The 18,306-nt window shown below is 43.4% G+C and carries 14 protein-coding genes and 1 pseudogene; 13 read left to right on the top strand and 2 right to left on the bottom strand.

The genetic code is table 11. The features are described from left to right. Positions 1-210: 210 nt before the first annotated feature. Positions 211-1,386 (bottom strand): redox-regulated ATPase YchF, encoded by a 1,176-nt coding sequence (locus tag HF974_12695; protein MBC2699165.1) that lies wholly within the window; start codon positions 1,384-1,386, stop codon positions 211-213. Positions 1,387-1,522: 136 nt separating this feature from the next. On the opposite strand from HF974_12695, the gene HF974_12700 reads away from it, so the two are divergent. The 12 genes and pseudogenes from HF974_12700 to HF974_12755 all read left to right on the top strand — a co-directional run bounded on the left by HF974_12700 (position 1,523) and on the right by HF974_12755 (position 14,893). Next, on the top strand, positions 1,523-2,575 hold the full coding sequence (locus HF974_12700; protein ID MBC2699166.1) for a (Fe-S)-binding protein: 1,053 nt from the start codon (positions 1,523-1,525) through the stop codon (positions 2,573-2,575). A 1-nt stretch (position 2,576) separates the two neighbouring features. Beyond that, entirely contained in the window at positions 2,577-3,113 is a 537-nt protein-coding gene (gene hdrC, locus HF974_12705; protein MBC2699167.1) for a CoB--CoM heterodisulfide reductase subunit C, read from the top strand. Further along, positions 3,110-4,015 carry a CoB--CoM heterodisulfide reductase subunit B gene (gene hdrB, locus HF974_12710; protein ID MBC2699168.1) on the top strand — a complete coding sequence of 302 codons (906 nt, stop codon included), beginning with the start codon at positions 3,110-3,112 and terminating at the stop codon, positions 4,013-4,015. Before hdrC ends, hdrB begins: the two co-directional genes overlap by 4 nt. After that, positions 4,008-7,037 (top strand): annotated as a pseudogene (locus HF974_12715) (CoB--CoM heterodisulfide reductase iron-sulfur subunit A family protein). The gene hdrB and the pseudogene HF974_12715 overlap by 8 nt, the downstream one beginning before the upstream one ends. Continuing rightward, positions 7,038-7,460: a hydrogenase iron-sulfur subunit gene (locus HF974_12720; GenBank protein MBC2699169.1), complete on the top strand. Its 423-nt coding sequence runs from the start codon at positions 7,038-7,040 to the stop codon at positions 7,458-7,460. 1 nt (position 7,461) lies between these two features. Continuing rightward, positions 7,462-9,444 (top strand): CoB--CoM heterodisulfide reductase iron-sulfur subunit A family protein, encoded by a 1,983-nt coding sequence (locus HF974_12725; GenBank protein ID MBC2699170.1) that lies wholly within the window; start codon positions 7,462-7,464, stop codon positions 9,442-9,444. 2 nt (positions 9,445-9,446) lie between these two features. After that, on the top strand, positions 9,447-9,875 hold the full coding sequence (locus tag HF974_12730; protein ID MBC2699171.1) for a hydrogenase iron-sulfur subunit: 429 nt from the start codon (positions 9,447-9,449) through the stop codon (positions 9,873-9,875). Position 9,876: 1 nt separating this feature from the next. Next, entirely contained in the window at positions 9,877-11,031 is a 1,155-nt protein-coding gene (locus tag HF974_12735; GenBank protein ID MBC2699172.1) for a 4Fe-4S binding protein, read from the top strand. Then, the gene (locus tag HF974_12740; GenBank protein MBC2699173.1) at positions 11,028-12,482 is read left to right on the top strand and encodes a hypothetical protein; all 1,455 of its coding nucleotides are present in this window, start codon (positions 11,028-11,030) and stop codon (positions 12,480-12,482) included. The genes HF974_12735 and HF974_12740 overlap by 4 nt, the downstream gene beginning before the upstream one ends. Next, a complete protein-coding gene (locus tag HF974_12745) occupies positions 12,483-12,674 on the top strand; it encodes a hypothetical protein (GenBank protein ID MBC2699174.1) in 192 nt (63 codons plus the stop codon). 140 nt (positions 12,675-12,814) lie between these two features. Then, positions 12,815-13,093 (top strand): hypothetical protein, encoded by a 279-nt coding sequence (locus HF974_12750; protein ID MBC2699175.1) that lies wholly within the window; start codon positions 12,815-12,817, stop codon positions 13,091-13,093. 231 nt (positions 13,094-13,324) lie between these two features. Further along, positions 13,325-14,893, top strand: coding sequence for a toll/interleukin-1 receptor domain-containing protein (locus HF974_12755; protein ID MBC2699176.1), 1,569 nt, complete (start codon positions 13,325-13,327; stop codon positions 14,891-14,893). Position 14,894: 1 nt separating this feature from the next. Here the strand turns inward: HF974_12755 and HF974_12760 are convergent, their stop codons facing one another. Further along, the gene (locus tag HF974_12760; protein ID MBC2699177.1) at positions 14,895-17,120 is read right to left on the bottom strand and encodes a transposase; all 2,226 of its coding nucleotides are present in this window, start codon (positions 17,118-17,120) and stop codon (positions 14,895-14,897) included. Between the two features lie 381 nt (positions 17,121-17,501). Here HF974_12760 and HF974_12765 point away from each other — a divergent pair, with 381 nt between their 5' ends. Beyond that, positions 17,502-18,290, top strand: coding sequence for a GNAT family N-acetyltransferase (locus HF974_12765; GenBank protein ID MBC2699178.1), 789 nt, complete (start codon positions 17,502-17,504; stop codon positions 18,288-18,290). Positions 18,291-18,306 lie beyond the last annotated feature (16 nt).

The following is an 18,306-nucleotide window of genomic DNA, read 5'->3' on the forward strand; positions in this document are numbered from 1 at the left end:
CCAGCCTGGGTGTGGGGTTCAGTTCTGAGGTGGTGGCTAGCCTTTCCTCAGGTTGGATTTGCACCAACTGGCGAGTATGAATTTATCTCGGCACGCCTGCGCTCTCTGCGGTTTTCTGAATAGTCCTAGTAAATAGTAAATAATCTCTAATTCTTAGCATCTCGTTTTATCATCATTGAAGGAAAAATTCATCTGCAATAGGGTCATATTTTATTTAGTAGATATGATCTTTACTACATCACTATCTTCAAGTTCATGTTTTTCACCCATCCGCATCTTGGTTTTGGCATTCACTGCATGCAGGAAGCCATCACCGATATCGGTATGGACCATATATGCCAGGTCATGAGGCGTTGAGCCGCGCTGCAATAAAAATGCATCCGGCAGCATCCTGTCCTTTTTATCTGTATATTTATTCTCATCCTCGACCGGATAGACCACTATCTGGTCCAGCAGTTCCAGGACCGCGGTATTGATACACTCCTGGATTTTGGTACTGCCTTTTTCGTCAAGGAGCATCTTGATCTTATCAAGCCCCACCTTCTGGGCATCGCTTAGTTCTGCTTTGATCTTGAACTCCTTATCACCGGGCAGGTACTCGATCACACCACTTTTAGCAGCCATACGCAGGGCATATTCGGCAGCTGCAGACGTGGGTACCACCACACGGTCCGCTGACATAAGACGCTCTATCAGTTCAGGTGGTGCAATATCCATCTTATTGGCAGCGATTATCAGGGGTTTGCTTTCTTTGCGCAGGGCATCTGCCAGTGCGATCATCTCCTCGTCAGTCCATTTGGTAGGGTCGTCAGGCATTTTTATCTTTAACAGCACTACCCTTGCCTGGTGTTCGTTCACGCCTGCACCCTGCAACTGGTCAGAGATAACCCGCTCCAATTTCAGGTTCTCGGCTTTTATCCTGCGGGAGAGCCTGTCCCAGTTACGTTTAAGGATACCGGACATCCACATAGTGATCTCGTGTTCAAGGAATTCAATATCATCAACAGGGTCATGCTGGCCAATGCCTACCGGATTACCTTCAATGTCAGTGCCGCCCGATGCATCTATCACGTGTATGATGGCATTGGCTTGCCCCAGGTTATCCAGGAATGCATTGCCCAGCCCCTTTCCTTTATGGGCATCAGGGACAAGCCCGGCAATGTCTATGATCTCTACAGGCACGAATCTGGTACCGTCCTGGCATTGACCGCATTGTTTGCCCAGGCTCTTACATGGGCACTCAACTCTTACATGAGTGACCCCGTGATTGGCATCTATGGTTGTGAATGGATGGTTTGCCATCTCAACATTGGCAAGTGTGGCAGCATTGAAGAAAGTGCTCTTACCTGAATTTGGTTTTCCGGCCAGTCCGATAGAAATTGACATTATCCATATCTTCTGTTTTGTTTGATTTTATAGTTTTGGTGCAGTATCCAGACTATACGCATACTGCATAACTGGAACAAAGCGAAATATTTAACACCTACATTGCTCACTTGACAAGGATATGTGTATATGGTAGGTGACTATTACGTCTTCAAATATTCAACTTTGCTATCAATGCGGAAAATGTACTGCCATCTGTCCGGTCAGGAGGGTTGTTAAAACCTCACCGAGAAACACTATTTACATGAACAACGTATACAGGACGACTTCAGATGATATCTGGAACTGCCTGACCTGCGGCCTCTGTTATGACGGCTGTCCGCAAGGTGTTGACTATCCTGAATTTATCAAAGAAGTAAGGGATAGTAATGAAAATGGTGATATAGCTCACAAGGGAGTGTTTAACCTAATAACCGACCTGATGGTAGACTTGGACGAGAGTAAGACCAGCCTCGAAGAGGTTGGAAACAATGATTCAAAAATTGGTTACTATCCCGGTTGTCTCGATTTTCATGATATGTTCTTCGAGCTGGATGTGGATTTCAAATCAATTGCAGATTCATCAGTGAAATTACTAAAAAGTATAGACCAGGACCCCAAGCTTATGCAGATGAAATGCTGTGGGCATGACCAGCTCTGGCAGGGGGACAAAGGAACATTCGAAAAACTAAAAGAACAGAATACCAGGATCATAAAAGAGAGTGGTATCGAAAAGCTGGTCACATCATGTGCAGAATGTTACCGCACATTAAGCCAGGACTATGACCTGCCTATCGAGGTTGTTCATATCAGCCAGCTCCTGAAAGATGCCGATCTGGGAATCGATTCAGGAATAAAGGTGACATACCACGATGCGTGCAGGCTGGGCAGGCATATGGGTGAATACGATGCACCCAGGGACGCACTTGCCAATGCAGGCAGTGAAGTAGTGGAAATGAAACACAACAAGAACGATGCCTGGTGCTGCGGTGTAAGTTCATTAATGAATTGCGATGACAAGAGTAAAGCCTTGAGAAAGGCCCGGCTTGACGAGGCAAGGGACGTGGATGCACAGGTACTTATTACTACCTGTCCCAAGTGCCTGGCCCACCTGAACTGCATGAAGGATGAACAGGAATCAGTTGAGCAGTATGATTACGATATTAAGGACCTTACAGTGTTCCTTGCCGAGCAGATGGGAGGTAAGTAATATGAGTGATATTATTAAAACATCTGATTTTGATATGGAGTTCAGGGATGAGGTGTTCAAGGAACCGGATGCCGATAAAATTACCCTGTGCTTTAACTGTACAGGATGTACTTCCGGATGTCCCATGGCCGAACAGGAACCCGAGTACAATATCCGTAAGTTCCTGCGTATGGCAAACCTTGGCATGAAGGACGCCCTGTTGAACAGTCCATATCTCTGGTACTGCACTACATGTTACAAGTGCCAGGAAAGGTGTCCCCAGGGTGTGAAGAATGTGGATACCCTGCTAAAGATCAGGACCATTGCGATCCAAAATGGTATCATGCTTGATAATCACAGGAAAGTAAGCCAGTTGGTGATCAAGTTAGGACATGCAGTTCCAATTAATGACGACGCAAAAGAGAAGCGTAAGGACGTAGGACTGGACGATACTCCGCCTACTGTGCATAAGTTCGAGAACGCACTGGGCGAAGTTCAAAAACTGTTAAAGATTACCGGTTTTGATGAACTTGTTGCTGATAAGGAGGAAACATCATGAGTAAATTATCATTCTTCCTGGGTTGTATTGCACCCAATCGATATCCTGGCATTGAAGCTGCTACTATAAAGACACTTGAAAAACTGGGCATTGAACTTGTAGACCTTGAAGGTGCTTCCTGCTGTCCGGCTCCCGGTGTGTTCAGGTCATTTGACAAGATCACATGGCTAGCGCTGGCATCCAGGAATGTAACGCTGTCGGAAGAGATGGGGCTGGATATCCTTACTGTCTGTAACGGGTGTTTCGGATCGTTGGTCGATGCCAACAGTATCATGAAAGAAGATCCGAAACTCAGAGAAGAAGTTAATAAGGTACTTAAGGAGATCGGGCATGAATTTAAAGGTACGATCGAAGTGCGCCACATTATCGAGTACCTTTCCCAGGAAGTCGGAGCTGAAAAGATCAAAGAAGCAGTTACCATTCCTATGGACCTCAACGTTGCCCTTCACTACGGATGCCATCTGGTCAAACCAAGTAAAGAGAGGCATCTCGGAAGCACAGAGAACCCCACGTTCTTTGATGAACTTGTGGAAGCAACAGGAGCTACCAGCGTGGACTATGAGGATAAAATGGCATGCTGCGGAGCAGGCGGCGGTGCACGTACGGCAGTACTTGACACTTCACTCCAGATGGTCATGAATAAACTGGAGCACATGAAAGCAGCCGGTGTGGATTGTATCATTGATGCATGTCCTTTCTGTCACCTGCAGTTTGATGTCGGCCAGACAGAGGTCAAGAAGAAATTCAATAAAGTGTATGATATACCTGTTGTGCATTATTCACAGCTTCTGGGACTTGCTATGGGTCTTCCACTTAGTGAACTGGGTATTAACCAGAACCTGATAGTAAATGAAGAATTTAATAAAAAGATCGAGAAGATCAGAGGTGGTGCAAATGAGTAAATTAGTTGGTGCTGTGGCTATTGCCGGCGGAGGAATAGCTGGTATCCAGAGTGCCATTGATCTGGCAAGTAGCGGATTGAAGGTTTATTTGATCGAGAGCAGCACAACCATTGGTGGCAAGATGGCCCAGCTGGATAAGACATTCCCAACACTGGACTGTTCGATGTGTACGCTGTCTCCCAAACTGGCTGAAGTGGCCCGCCATCCTAATATTGAACTCATGACCTACAGTGAGATCACAGGAATTACAGGTGAACCGGGTGATTTCACAGTAACTGTGAAGAAAAAGGCTACATACGTGGATTATGATAAGTGTACTGCCTGCGAGTTGTGCGTTTCCAAATGTCCTGTTAAAGTGCCTGATGAATACAATGAGGGCCAGAATAACAGAAAAGCCATCTACCTGGCATTCCCACAGGCGGTACCGAGAGTATTTACCATTGATGCTAATCACTGCTTATACCTGACCAAGGGTAAATGCGGCAATTGCCAGAAAGCATGCGAGAACGATGCTATTAATTTTGAGGATACTGACAAAGAAGTAGACATTAATGTGGGAAGTGTTATCTTAAATACAGGATTCGAACCCTACGATGCTTCAAACCTGGAGCAGTACAGGATCGACCATCCAAATGTGGTCTCATCCCTGGAATTTGAGAGGCAACTGAGCTCATCAGGACCATTCGAAGGTCATGTGACCCTTGCTGACGGGTCGCATCCCAAGAATATAGCCTGGATACAGTGTATAGGTTCGCGGAGTCCGGAGATCGGTCGCAATACCTGCAGCAGTGTTTGCTGTATGTATGCTACCAAGGAAGCTATGGTGGCTATGGAACACGATCTTGATCTTAAGACGACAATTTTCAATATTGATGTGCGGGCTTTTGGTAAAGGATTCGAGGAATTCTACCAGAAGGCCAAGAATGAGAAGGGAATACGCTTTATCAACAGCCGCCCGTCTGGTGTGGAAGTAGACCCTGTGACAGATAATATCTCATTAAAATATGAGGCAGAGGACGGCAGCGGGATCAAACGGGAAGAGTTTGATATGGTCGTATTGTCTATAGGACTTACACCATCCGAGAGCAGTAAAAACCTGGCAAAAATAGCAGGCGTGGAAATGGATGATAACGATTTTGTCAAGACAAAGATCGATAGTCCACTGGAGACGTCAAAACCAGGTATTTTTGTTTGCGGTGCCATGCAGGCTCCAAAGGATATCCCAGACACTGTTGCAGATGCCAGCGGAGCTGCCAGTAAAGCATCATCTATGTTATCCAGTGAAAGAGGGACTCTGGTAACTGAGAAAGAGCGCCTGAGAAGGATATGGGGGATGAGATCAGGACCGGTGTGGTAGTATGCCGCTGCGGAATAAACAAACATTGGCAATATAGTAGATGTACCTGATGTAGTAGAGTATGCTAAGACACTGCCGCATGTTGTGCTTGCAAAAGAGGAAGTATATGCCTGCAGTACGGATAGTCTGGAAGGTATTGCTAATCTGGTAAAAGAGCATAACCTGAACCATATGGTGGTTGCATCATGCACGCCAAGAACCCATGAGCCGTTATTCAGGGAAACACTGATGGAAGCTGGTCTTAACCCGTATTTATTCGAACTGGCTATTATCAGGATACATTGTAGCTGGGTCCACCAGAACAATAAAGAAGAAGCAACTAAAAAGGCCAAGGATATTATCAGGATGAGTGTATCAAGAGCCAATCTGCTTCAGCCTTTGTACCAGGAGAAAATTGAGTTCAATAAGGATGCTCTTGTGATCGGCGGAGGTATCGCAGGAATGAATGCTGCACTCGATATTGGCGAAAAAGGATTCAAAGTGACGCTTCTTGAGAAAGAGTCCGAGCTGGGAGGAATGTTACTCAAGTTCACACATCTCCAGGACGGACGCACTACTAAGGAAGTACTGGAACCCATAATACAGAAAGTGGAATCCAACCCGAATATTACTGTGCACAAAGAAACTGAACTGACTGAGCAGGAAGGTTCTATGGGTAATTTCAAGGGTCACATCAAAGGTGCGAATATTGATGAGGATATTGAGTTCGGAGTAGCAATTATTGCTACCGGCGCAAATGAATTTGAGCCTGAGGGTTACTTCTCATATGGCGAGTATTCTAATATCATAACAGAAAGCCAGCTTGAGCAGATGATGGAAGAGGGTGTGGATGCCAAAAACGTAGTATTCATACAGTGTGCCGGCGGGCGAAATGATAACCGGCCTTACTGTTCCAGGGCATGCTGCACTGTTGCTATGAAGAATGCACTCAGGTTAAAAGAATCTGATCCCGATAGGAATATTACTGTGTTATATAGGGATATCAGGACCTTCGGGGTCTGGGAAGAGCTGTATACCAAAGCCAGGGAACTTGGTGTGGTATTCATGCGCTATACCGAGGATAAGGAACCCGAAGTTAGCGAAAAATCAGTGCGTGTATTTGATCACCTGATGAATATGGATTTCGAGATTAATTACGACCTGATGGTTCTAAGTGCACCTATGGTCACTCCTGAAACAAATGAACTGCTTGCACCGATGTTCAAGGTAACGCTGGATGCTAACAGGTTCTTCCTGGAGGCGCATATTAAACTGCGGCCAGTAGAATGTGCGACCGATGGTGTGTTCTTAGCCGGGACATCACAGGCACCTAAACTGGTCGACGAATCTGTCAGCCAGGCATCTGCGGCAGCGTCTCGTGCATGTACTATCCTTTCAAGGGATTTCCTTGAAACTATAGGAAATGTTTCAGTGGTTGATTCCGAGCTGTGCATTGGCTGCGGCCGATGTACCCTGGTATGTCCGTACAAGGCACCTGAGCTTAAAGAGGTCACAGTTGAGACCGAGGAGATCGTATATATCACTAAGAAAAGTGAGATCAACCCGGCTGTGTGCAAAGGATGCGGATGTTGCGCTGCTGAGTGCCCGACCGGTGCAATAACTGCAAGACATTTCACAACACCCCAGATAATGGCTGTAATAAAAGCCTATGGGGAGGGGATATAAATGAGCGATTTCGAACCTGATATCTTAACATTCTGCTGCAACTGGTGCAGTTACGCCGGGGCCGACCTGGCAGGTGTATCACGATTGCAGTATCCCACAAACAACCGTATCATAAGGGTGATGTGCAGCAGCAGAATTGAACCGATACATATCCTTGAAGCGTTAAAGGAAGGCACTGACGGTATATTGGTAACAGGCTGCCATATAGGCGACTGCCACTATATCGAAGGTAATATTCATACTGATGAGAGGATGAAGGAGATCGTAGATGCATTAGAACACCTCGGTCTGAAGGACAGGCTCCATCTGGAGTGGGTCTCAGCAGCCGAGGGTAAGAAATTCCAGGAGACCATTACTGATTTTGTAGAAAAGATAAGGGCACTGGGCCCCAATCCTCTAAAGGAAAAAGTAAAGGAGGAATAACATGACTGAACAAGAAGCAATAACAAATGAAGAACCAGAGGAATTGAGAATTGGAGCTTTCATCTGTGAATGTGGTGTGAACATCGCAGGTGCAGTGGACTGTTATGGGGAGGCAGATTATATTTCCACTCTTCCAAATGTGGTCACATCCGTGGTTAATAAATATACATGCAGTGATGCGGGACAGGCAGAGATAAAGAATGCCATCAAGGATCTGAACCTGAACCGTGTGCTTGTGGCGTCATGTACGCCTAAGACCCACGAACCCATTTTCAGGGCCTGTGTAGAAGAAGCAGGGCTGAATCAATACCTGTTCGAGTTCGTGAACATCAGGGAACACTGCAGTTGGATACACATGTGGGAGAAAGAAGACGCTACCAGGAAGGCAAAAGAGCTTGTCCGCATGGGTGTGGCAAGGGCTGCATTACTGGAGCCTTTAGAGTCAAGCGAAGTGCCGGTGACGAATAAAGCGCTGGTTATAGGCGCTGGTGTCACAGGTATGCAGGCAGCCATGGATATTGGCGATATGGGATTCCAGGTATATCTGGTGGAACAGGGACCTTCGATCGGCGGCAAGATGGCCCAGCTTGACAAGACGTTCCCGACAAATAATTGCAGTATCTGTATTCTTGGTCCCAAGATGGTGGAAGTTGCCAGGAATGAAAATATCGAAATAATGAGTTACTCCGAAGTGGAGGAAGTGGATGGTTATGTGGGTAACTTCAAGGTAAAGGTGAAGCATAAACCGAGGTATCTCAATATAGATGAGTGTACCGGATGCGGCCTGTGTACGGAAAAGTGCCCTGTTGAAGTGCCATATACTGAGTTCAATGAAGGGATAGGTACCAGAAAAGCCATCTATACCCCATTCCCTCAGGCAGTGCCATTGCGGGCACTGGTGGATAAATCAATTTGTATTGACTGTGGTGCGTGCATAAAAGCATGCGAGCGCGGTGCTATTGATATGGACCAGCAGGAAACCTTCTCTGAACTAGATGTGGGTGTTATTATAGTAACTGCGGGTTATGATGTGTACGATCCTGAACCGAACCACGATTTTGGTTTCGGTTTGTATGATAATGTGATCACTACCATGGAGTTTGAGCGGCTTATCAATGCCAGTGGACCTACCATGGGTAAAGTAGTACGACCCAGCGATGTGCAGCCACCCAAGCGGATAGGGTTTGTACAGTGCGTTGGAAGCAGGGACACGAACTCTAACATATATTGTTCCAGTTTCTGTTGTATGGCATCCCTAAAGAATGCCCAGTTGCTCAAGGAAAAATATCCTGAAACAGAAGTATATATTATGTATATGGATATGAGAACACCTTTCAGGATGTATGAGGAGTTCTATAACAGGGCAAGGGATATGGGTATCAGGTTCATAAGAGGCAGACCTGCAGAGGTTACCGAGAATGAGGATCATAATATTATTGCCAGGATAGAGGATACCCTGACCAATGAGATCGTAAACCTGGAACTTGACCTGATGGTACTTAGTGTAGGTGCGGTGGCGTCAGAGAGTACTGAGACTGTGCGGCAGATCCTGAAGGTAAGTAAGGCTGCGGACGGGTTCATGATGGAAGCACATCCGAAGTTGAAACCTGTTGACACTACACTGGACGGTATCTTTATAGGTGGTATGACCCAGGGACCAAAGGATATTCCATATTCCATTTCCCAGGGCAGTGCGTGTGCGGCCCGTGCAACACGGTTTTTAGCACAGGGTAAGGCACTGACCGAGGGTATTACTGCGAAAGTGGATGAGGATATCTGTGTGGGTTGCGGTGTGTGCGTACCTATGTGTCCATTCCAGGCGCTGTCAGTTGAAGATGATAAGTTGAAGATCATCACAGCCCTGTGCAAGGGTTGCGGTACCTGCATGGCAGCCTGTCCCACAGGTGCTTTGAATCAGAGTCATTTCAAGAATGAACAGCTGCTGGCACAGGTTAAGAATGTGTTTGCTTACGGGGAGGTGTGATCATGGCCGAAGAAGGATGGGAACCCAAGATCGTGGCGTTTTGCTGCAACTGGTGTAGTTACGGCGGAGCTGATACGGCAGGTATGGGCAGGTTCCAGCAGCCTGCATCTACCAGGGTTATCAGGGTCATGTGCTCGGGCAGGATAGATCCCCTACATGTATACAATGCTTTCCTTGAGGGTGCGGATGCGGTGCTGGTCACAGGATGCCACATTGGTGACTGCCATTATGTTAACGGCAATGAGAAGACTGAAGTGAAGTATAAGTTTTTGGAAGAGATGTTACAGCAACTGGGCCTGGAGCCAGATAGGTTGCACCTGAACTGGATATCTGCCAGTGAAGGTGAAAGGTTTGCCAATTTCATAAATGAGGTTACGGCAAAGGTAAAGGAACTGGGACCAAGTCCTCTTAAACCTGCAGGGGTGAAGTAAGATGGTTAACGTAGGAGATATGCTGGTAGGATATGCCACTGACGAAGATGTTCGCAAGCGCGGTGCTTCCGGTGGACTGGTAACTGCCGTACTGGCCGCAGCCCTTGAGAAGGGACTGGTCGAGAATGTGGTGGTAATGAAACATGTCAATGAGTTTGAAGCTGTGCCGATCATCACTGATGATGTGGATGAGGTCTTAGCATCTACGGGCAGTCTGCATTCAGTGCCTGTGAACCTGGCAAAGTATGCGATGGGTCGTAAGGTTGCAATGCCTGCCAAACCATGTGATGCACAGGCTGTTATTGAACAGGCTAAGCGTGATATGATCGACCTGGATAATACCTATATCGTGGGATTGAATTGCGGTGGCAGCATGCATCCGGTGACTACCAAGAAGATGCTTGTTGCGATGTATGATATTGACCCTGAAGATGTGATTGGCGAAGATATCGAAAAGGGTAAATTGATATTTAAGACAAAGAACGGTGAAGAAAAGGCCATAGCCATCGATGAACTGGAAGAAGCCGGATTCGGAAGGCGTGAAAGCTGTCGGTTCTGTACGCTTAAGATACCTGTGAATGCAGATCTTGCATGTGGTAACTGGGGTGTGATAGGGGATTTGGCAGGCAGTGCAACATTTTGCCAGGTGATGAACGATAAAGGTGTAAAACTTCTGGAAAACGCACTTGAAGCGGGCCAGATCAAAGTGGAACCAGCCAGTGATAAGGCGATTGCAATAAGGGCGAAAGTGAACGATGTCATGGTGAATCTTGGCAGCACCCTGGAAAAGGAGATATTCCCGGATATTCCTGATGAAGAGCGTGTGCAATATTACATGGAACAGATGGCAGATTGTATCGATTGCGGTGCGTGTAAGGAGGTATGTCCGGTCTGTGCCTGCGGCGAGGATTCCAAGTGTACTATGTTCCATTCCCTTGTTGACAATTACAAGATGAGCATGTATCACATGGTACGGCTGCTGCACCTGACTGATAGCTGCATTGCATGCGGGCAGTGCAGTGATGTGTGTCCGTCTGATATTCCAATTACTTTGCTGCAAAGCAGGTTTGCTATTCCTGCACAGCGCAGGCGTGAGTATACGCCGGGTATGAATGTTGATGATGTTCCTCCGTTCTTCGAGGTGATATTAAAATGATAGGAAATGTTTACCAGACCGTGTGCCCTGGATGTAATATGGGTTGCGGCCTGTATATCAGGGAAGATGATGAGGGCGCACTTGCTGTTGATTTCATGAAGAGTAGTCCTGCGAACCTGGGCAAATTGTGCAGGTTCGGGATGAAGCTGGCCCACCATTACTTAAAAGCTACCAGTATGGTGGATGGAAAGGAAGTGAGTATCGAGGATGCCATAAAGGCTGCATCTGATAAGCTTAAGGGCACTGATGTTACCATGCTTGGTGTCGGGAATACTACAAATGAGGAATCTCTAGCTTTCAGCAAGATCGCTGATACGCTTGGGACTGCGGTTAATACCGGAATGGGCGTATATTCTGAACTTCCTACGGAATGCCATCCTACCGTTGGTGTGGGTATTACACTCGATGATATTGAGAGTGCGAACAGGATCGCACTGTTCGTTGACCCTTATGTCCAGTATCCTTTGTTGGTCAGGCGGATTCTGGCTGCAAAGAAGAACGGGGCATCTGTGGTATCAGTGGGCTGGAAAGACCTGCATCTTGCAGATGAGAACAGGTATATCGATCCGGATCTGTACGAGAGTGAGCTGGGACTGGACAGCGAGTCTGTCATTATAGCAGATGTGCATCCCAATACTGATCCGGGGTGGGTTAAGCGGATGCTGAACCTGGCATTGAAGACCCAGGCCAAGATACTGTTCATGAAACCTTTTGTGAATGCTACGGGTGTTGACCTGCTATGCAAAGGTACCGGACAGAAAGGTATCTCTGAGATAATGGACGGTATCAATGAAGGCAGTATAAAGACACTGGTAACTCTTAACAGCGATCCTATCGAACTGATGCCAAATAGCGATGCTGCGGCTGAGACCTTAAAGAAGCTGGACAACCTGGTGGTGATTTCTTCCAGGGATAGTCCTGTGAACAAAATGGCTGACATCGTGATAGCTACTGAACCCTTGTGTGCAAAGGCGGGTAGTTTCATGAATGTGGAAGGACTGTTGCTGAACAATTCCGGTGAGAGCACTACTGGTATTGATGCGATGTCTACTCTGAGCCAGGATCTGGGCGGTGAGGCTATGGATTATCCGAATCTCCATAATAACGTGCTTGAAAGCATAGTCCAGAAATATACAAAGCCCAAATACAAGGAGCTTGCCTGTGAAGTCCTGGATATTGGGCCTGTGGAGGAAAAGGGCAACCTGATCTATCTTTTCAATCCGTTCATGTGGTTCGACGAGCCTGATGATAACGACTTTGTGATGGTCAATATGAACATGGTCAATAAGCTGGGCCTGGGCAAGGGCAGTATGATCGCACTGACCTCGGATGCGGGTACTATGAATATACGTTACAGGGTTGAGGATATGCCTGATGGGCTGATCCTGACTGCTAAGAAATTACCTGTAGCGACCGGATGGACCACTATTGTTTCCACGGAGGCGGTGTAAATGGTTGAGCTTGATAAGGAACAGGAAAAGGCGTTTGTGAATGAGTTGATGGAGGCAAATGAACTGAAAGGTGCTTCCAAGAAGCGGCTCATTAAGTTTTTGGGTGCTAAGTATGACTGGGACAAGCATAGGGTCCAGTTCAGGCTGACCCGAGCGCTTATTGCTGAGCGGTATGCGGCGGCAAGTCATTAAAGACTGGATTTTTTGTAAGGGGCTTGTGGGGGAGCCCCTGGTTGTTTTTTTTGGGGGAGAGTGCAGGACTTTATCATTTGAAGCATAATTTTACTAAAGGGACACATGTCTTATACCACAATTGCAATCACATAGTGGTAATGACCATGTCCCAATACAACGATAATGAAGAAAAATTAAGGAGTACAAGAAGCAATACGATCTCTGAACAACTATTCAACGACTTGCAAGAAGATTACGGATTTCCTCCTGCAGTATGTCGCTATCTTGCCAAGGATTTTCTGGATATGATGGATTTTTACTATGGTGATGAAGCTCCCCACAGCAGAGTGGTGGGGTATCTCATGTTCCAGGCTACTGAGGTTGCATTGACCATAGCTTGTCCCAACCACAGCAGAGCTGCGGAGTATAACGATTAAGATAAAAAAATATTGTACCAAACCAATTATGTCAACATCTCACATTAAGTTATTCTGTGTGATCCTGTTTGGATGAAGTTGAAAATTAAAGACTTTAGAACGATCTCAAAAATATTCTGAAATTTTTAGTGCTAATGATTCCACCACTGCACAATGGTGCAATTTCAAAGAACCATACCAATCAATTATTTAAGGCATTAAACTTACGATATGAATAGAGATTGGAAGAATATGAAAGATATTTTCATTAGCTATGCAAGAGAAGAAGAGAAGGACTATGCTATTCCTTTAGCGATGGCTTTGTCGGATTTAGATTTTTTTCTTTGGATTGATATAAAAGAATTGTTCGCTGGTAAAAATTTTCAAGAAGATATTGATAAAGGTATTGAAGAATCAAAATATTGTATAGCTTTACTATCAGAAAAATATTTTTCTAAAAATACTACATTATCAGAATTAGATATTTTTGTAGAAAAACAAAAGGAAATTATACCAATCCGCTGTGGATTTATAAACCCATATTTAATCGATGAAAAATATTCATTCCTAAAAAATTTATTGTGGATTGATTGGAAGGATGGGATAGAAAATGTGATCGAAAAAATAATTAGAAAAATTCGCCCCGACCTGCTCCCAGAATTTGTTTACAACGATATTAGATTAAAAAACATACCGATTCCACAAAATCAGCTACATGCTGCCGCTTTTATTCAAACCTATAAAAGTGCTGGGAGAATGAATGAAGCGTCACAAATTGCATTAGAATATTTATCTTATTTTCCAAACGACCCAAATATAATAATACTGTATTTTAACATTGCTAAAAACACCGAGGATAAATATACAGTTGAGATAGCTTTTTTTAAAGTTTTTGATTACCTTAAAAACAATCCAAACAATATAAGTGTGAGAGAAAATTTCATAAGTTACTTAACACAGTTAAAAACAAAAAATACATTTCGACTGATAATTATTGATGATACAAGTGCATGGTTAGAAAACCATCACAACATAAATATAAAAAAGGATTACTTAACTATTGTAGAAAAAGGAAATCCTATACAAATAAAAAGAGCTATAGAAGAAGGTAAAAAGTGGTTAATAGAAGAAGAAGATATTCAAATACGTTGTGCATTATTTAGATTAGTTGTAGGAAAAGGCTCTCGTATTGAAAAAGAAAGCATGCTTAAAGAAACTGTCGATAGGATTATATCTGATAGAGGTGATAATCTAGATAAATTACTAACAGAGTATATAAAATATATAAGTGATAGTGGTAATAATATTCAAAAAAAAGATGCTATTGAAATTTGTGAAAATTGGTCCCGAAAGCATCCTAAAGACAATTTCGTATTGCCTCCCTATTTATCCTTAATTGAAAGACTTAAAGATAAAAACTCTATTGATCGTGCTTTTAATTTTATTCAAGAATGGCTTTCATTTCCTTTTGAAGATATATCTATTTCTATTAATGTACGAGAAAAGTTTATTAAATGTATTGGAAAATTTGGAAATCCAGAACAAGTAGAAGAAGTTATTAAAGAAAACAGACTATGGCTCAAAGGAATAATAAATGTCAAAAGCCAACATAATGTTCGAGCTGGTTTAATAAATTTAATTAAAAATAGAGGTACAGATAATCAGGTATTAGAAGAAATAAATTATACACTTGAATGGTTAAATTATCATCAAAATGAAACTTATGTTAGAAGTAATTTTTTAAATCTCGCCAAGGAAAGATGCAAAGAAAATTCAATAATACATGAGTTTCGGCTATATGGGTATAGTGCAACGGATTAAATCAGAGAAGTTTAAATTTATATCTGTACCCATTCAAATCTTTGACTCCCATCGAATTAACAACATCGAATGCAGATTCCAACTTCTTCATAACATCTTGCTGTTTTGGATTTCTCTCAATAAGTACATTCCGTTGATCCCCATCGATTTTTACCTTGCCACGAAGATCAAATACCACCTCAAAAAGCCGTTGTAAGGTCATTTTTTCACCATTGAAACATTCATCTAGCAGATAACAACAAATATTCGCAAATGAAATCTTGAAACAAGTCATTATCTGGTCTGACTCCACATCTACTCTGTAAATCTTCTTCTTATCGATGATTCTTGCAAGCTCACTCTTTTTCTTCTTCAACAACTTAAATGGCTTCTCATAATCCTTTTCTATCTTCTTGACTCCTCTCTTGAGACTGTTTATTTCCCTCTGAATATCCTCCAATTTTTGCGCATCTTGATTAGACAGCATTCGCGTCCCCTTCACCACGATGGACTTCTCTCGATATATCAGCTCCTCATCAATTCGCATTTGAAGTGCGTTTTCCAAATCCTTTATCGCATTCAAAGAGTTTTCTAACTTACTCTCAAGTCCGTTTATCTCCCTTTGGAGTCTTTCAATTTTCTCCAGAACCTTAGTATTATCCACTAATTTTTTGCCATAACCCACCACACGATGAATATTGACCCCACTCTTCAAATCCCTGAAATTCAATTCCTGCGCAGGCCATCTGTCGAAATAGGACTTTACCACGTTATCTGTTGAGAATATCTCCTCAGACAAGCTTGTTATGAGAACAGATCTTTTATCATTGTCCCAATGAACTTGCACAGCTCTCGTCTCGAAAATATAACCCTTGTTATTCGAATCCTCGAGTTCTATGGTACAATCTATCAGATGAGCAGTGCCATAGTCATATCGCTTTTCCTTTGATACAGATTTGATTTTTCTATCATTAACCTGATTAGGATCCAGTATTGTTATGAAATGGTAATCAGAATCAGAAATATTTCGCAATGTCTCAACACCATTTCCACCACCATCCATGATCAAAATTCTATTAACTGTGAATTCATCGTCTAAAGTTGTAGTATCAATGAGATATTTATTTATTCTGTCCATCATCCTTAATGCGTTCTTTCCAAGATCGGCATTGCCACTAAATGTCTGGAAATATATGGGATGTCCTTGTCCATCATGAATGAACACCTGTTCCAGGCAGTTCATTACCCTACCAAGCATTGTTACTTTACCTTTATAACACGGTTTTGAAGACCACAATGCTTTGGTGTTACCATCGATGTAATAACATGCAAAAATGGTATCGGACATGTTTCTACTGCTCCAGAAATCGATCCAGAACTTTGCTGTTGCTTCTATCAGCTCATTGGATATTTGAAGGTATTTCAATTCCCTGATGTGCTTATCCAGGGTAGCTGCTTTGTAATTGAATCCACAAAGGTATTTTAGTGCATTACCTCTTGGATTGTCCACGCTTCTAATTCTCCCATTAGCTGTTGCAATGGGCAGTGAAAAAAGAGCAAGTACATATCGCATAATGGATTCTCTGGAAAGTGAGAATATATTCATTGAAGTAAACCTTTTATTTTCGATTTTTTCTTCCAATGGCTTAAATCTCGATTCCCTCACTTGAGACTGCCTGTTATATTCTGATGTGAATCTGCCTTTTGACCGTAGATCCTGATGATCTTTCTGCATTAATTTACTTTCCCTGAATGCATCGGATTCCTTCTTATTTTGCGCACACAAGCATATTGAATCTGTGATCGCATCGATTAAACCGCTGTTCAGGGCGAGGGTAACAATCATCTCAGAGGCTCCTGATTCTTTTACTGAAGCGTACTCGGTCCAAATCAAATCATGCTCCCTACGAAAATCATTAATCACTGTGTTGGAGATTTTGGTCGTAAATTCGTTTTTGATTGCGTTTTGAACTTCAGTGGAAGTCAAAGACTGATTATGCTTGAGTAAACCTTTTACAAAACTCTTCATTTCGTCAGAAAATTTTAGATTATTCCCTTTGCTTCTCTGATCATACAAGCCTTCTATTCCAAATTTTTCTATCGATTTCCTGTAAAGATAATATTGCGCTTGTCCGAAAGGCAAGTCTTTTTCCTTGAAGTATTGATTGACTGATAAATCGGATTCTTTTACATTTTTCATAACTTTCAGAATCGTAGATACTCTACCCTCCTGATTTATCTCAGTCATGAATATATAAAGGAAGTTACATTATTTAAATGTTCTCTAATTTAACCCGTTGCTAAGCCGAAAGTCATGTAATATGAAGATTAGCGAGATTGTGTCATTTGATTCTGATTTTGACAAAGTGGATAATCTAAATCGAATCCATAAGCTGGATTCTTAATTGCAGAATTGATCGAAGAACTGGATGCTGGGAATGAGAAAGAAAATCTTAATTAAAGATTGGGAATATTTAAAAGATAAGTTGAGTATGTGTTATATGGCCTTATTTCCTATACATAAACAAAAGGCTTGAATAACATTACCAGATTTTTATGGAGATTAGACATAAGGATCAGAATTTATTTCACTTAAATTGAAGTGAAATCATTCAGGGGGAGATAAAATATGAATGTTATTGACCTTGCCGATGAACACCAGCAATTATATTTCATGTGCCTTGAAGATTGGTCTGAAGAAATAAAAGAGGCCGGCACCCGTAAGGAACTTTGGTACAAAGGAATGGTTGAAAAAGGGTTAAGGGTTAAACTTGCCCTGGATGATGGGGGGCAAGTGGGGGGGATGATCCAGTACGGCCCCATTGAGCACTCGTTCGCAGCCGGGAACGGCCTTTATTTTATATACTGCATCTGGGTACATGGACATAAGCAGGGCAGGGGTAATTTCCAGAAAAAAGGGATGGGCAAGGCACTGCTCAGGGCGGCAGAAGATGATGCAAGAGACAGGGGTGCACAGGGCATGGCAGCCTGGGGTATGTTTTTGCCTTTCTGGATGAAGGCGTCGTGGTTTAAGAAACAGGGGTACTCCAAAGTGGACAGGCAGGGTCTTTCTGTGTTATTATGGAAACCATTTACAGATACTGTAAAACCCCCACAATGGATCAAGCAAAAAAAGAATCCTGAAACTGTACAGGGAAAGGTGACTGTGACGGCATTTGTGAACGGCTGGTGCCAGGTCCAGAACATGGTTTATGAGAGGGCAAAGCGGGCGGCGGCAGAGTTCGGGGATGAGGTCGTATTCAGGGAGATAGATACGTCGAACAGGGATGTATTGATGGAATGGGGCATCTCGGATGCTCTGTATATTGATGATAAGGATGTCCGGACAGGTCCGCCGCCATCTTATGAAAAGATATACAAACTCATTTCAAAAAGGGTAAGGAAACTCAACCTTTAACCAAAATAGAAATATA

This window comes from ANME-2 cluster archaeon (assembly GCA_014237145.1).
In the GTDB taxonomy this organism is placed as follows: domain Archaea; phylum Halobacteriota; class Methanosarcinia; order Methanosarcinales; family Methanocomedenaceae; genus Methanocomedens_A.

Bases quoted from the DNA above. Each gene is read 5' to 3' on its own strand.
- HF974_12695 (MBC2699165.1), bottom strand. From the start codon at position 1,386: ATGTCAATTTCTATCGGACTGGCCGGAAAACCAAATTCAGGTAAGAGC.
- hdrC (MBC2699167.1), top strand. From the start codon at position 2,577: ATGAGTGATATTATTAAAACATCTGATTTTGATATGGAGTTCAGGGAT.
- hdrB (MBC2699168.1), top strand. From the start codon at position 3,110: ATGAGTAAATTATCATTCTTCCTGGGTTGTATTGCACCCAATCGATAT.
- HF974_12720 (MBC2699169.1), top strand. From the start codon at position 7,038: ATGAGCGATTTCGAACCTGATATCTTAACATTCTGCTGCAACTGGTGC.
- HF974_12725 (MBC2699170.1), top strand. From the start codon at position 7,462: ATGACTGAACAAGAAGCAATAACAAATGAAGAACCAGAGGAATTGAGA.
- HF974_12730 (MBC2699171.1), top strand. From the start codon at position 9,447: ATGGCCGAAGAAGGATGGGAACCCAAGATCGTGGCGTTTTGCTGCAAC.
- HF974_12735 (MBC2699172.1), top strand. From the start codon at position 9,877: ATGGTTAACGTAGGAGATATGCTGGTAGGATATGCCACTGACGAAGAT.
- HF974_12740 (MBC2699173.1), top strand. From the start codon at position 11,028: ATGATAGGAAATGTTTACCAGACCGTGTGCCCTGGATGTAATATGGGT.
- HF974_12745 (MBC2699174.1), top strand. From the start codon at position 12,483: ATGGTTGAGCTTGATAAGGAACAGGAAAAGGCGTTTGTGAATGAGTTG.
- HF974_12750 (MBC2699175.1), top strand. From the start codon at position 12,815: ATGACCATGTCCCAATACAACGATAATGAAGAAAAATTAAGGAGTACA.
- HF974_12755 (MBC2699176.1), top strand. From the start codon at position 13,325: ATGAAAGATATTTTCATTAGCTATGCAAGAGAAGAAGAGAAGGACTAT.
- HF974_12760 (MBC2699177.1), bottom strand. From the start codon at position 17,120: ATGACTGAGATAAATCAGGAGGGTAGAGTATCTACGATTCTGAAAGTT.
- HF974_12765 (MBC2699178.1), top strand. From the start codon at position 17,502: ATGAATGTTATTGACCTTGCCGATGAACACCAGCAATTATATTTCATG.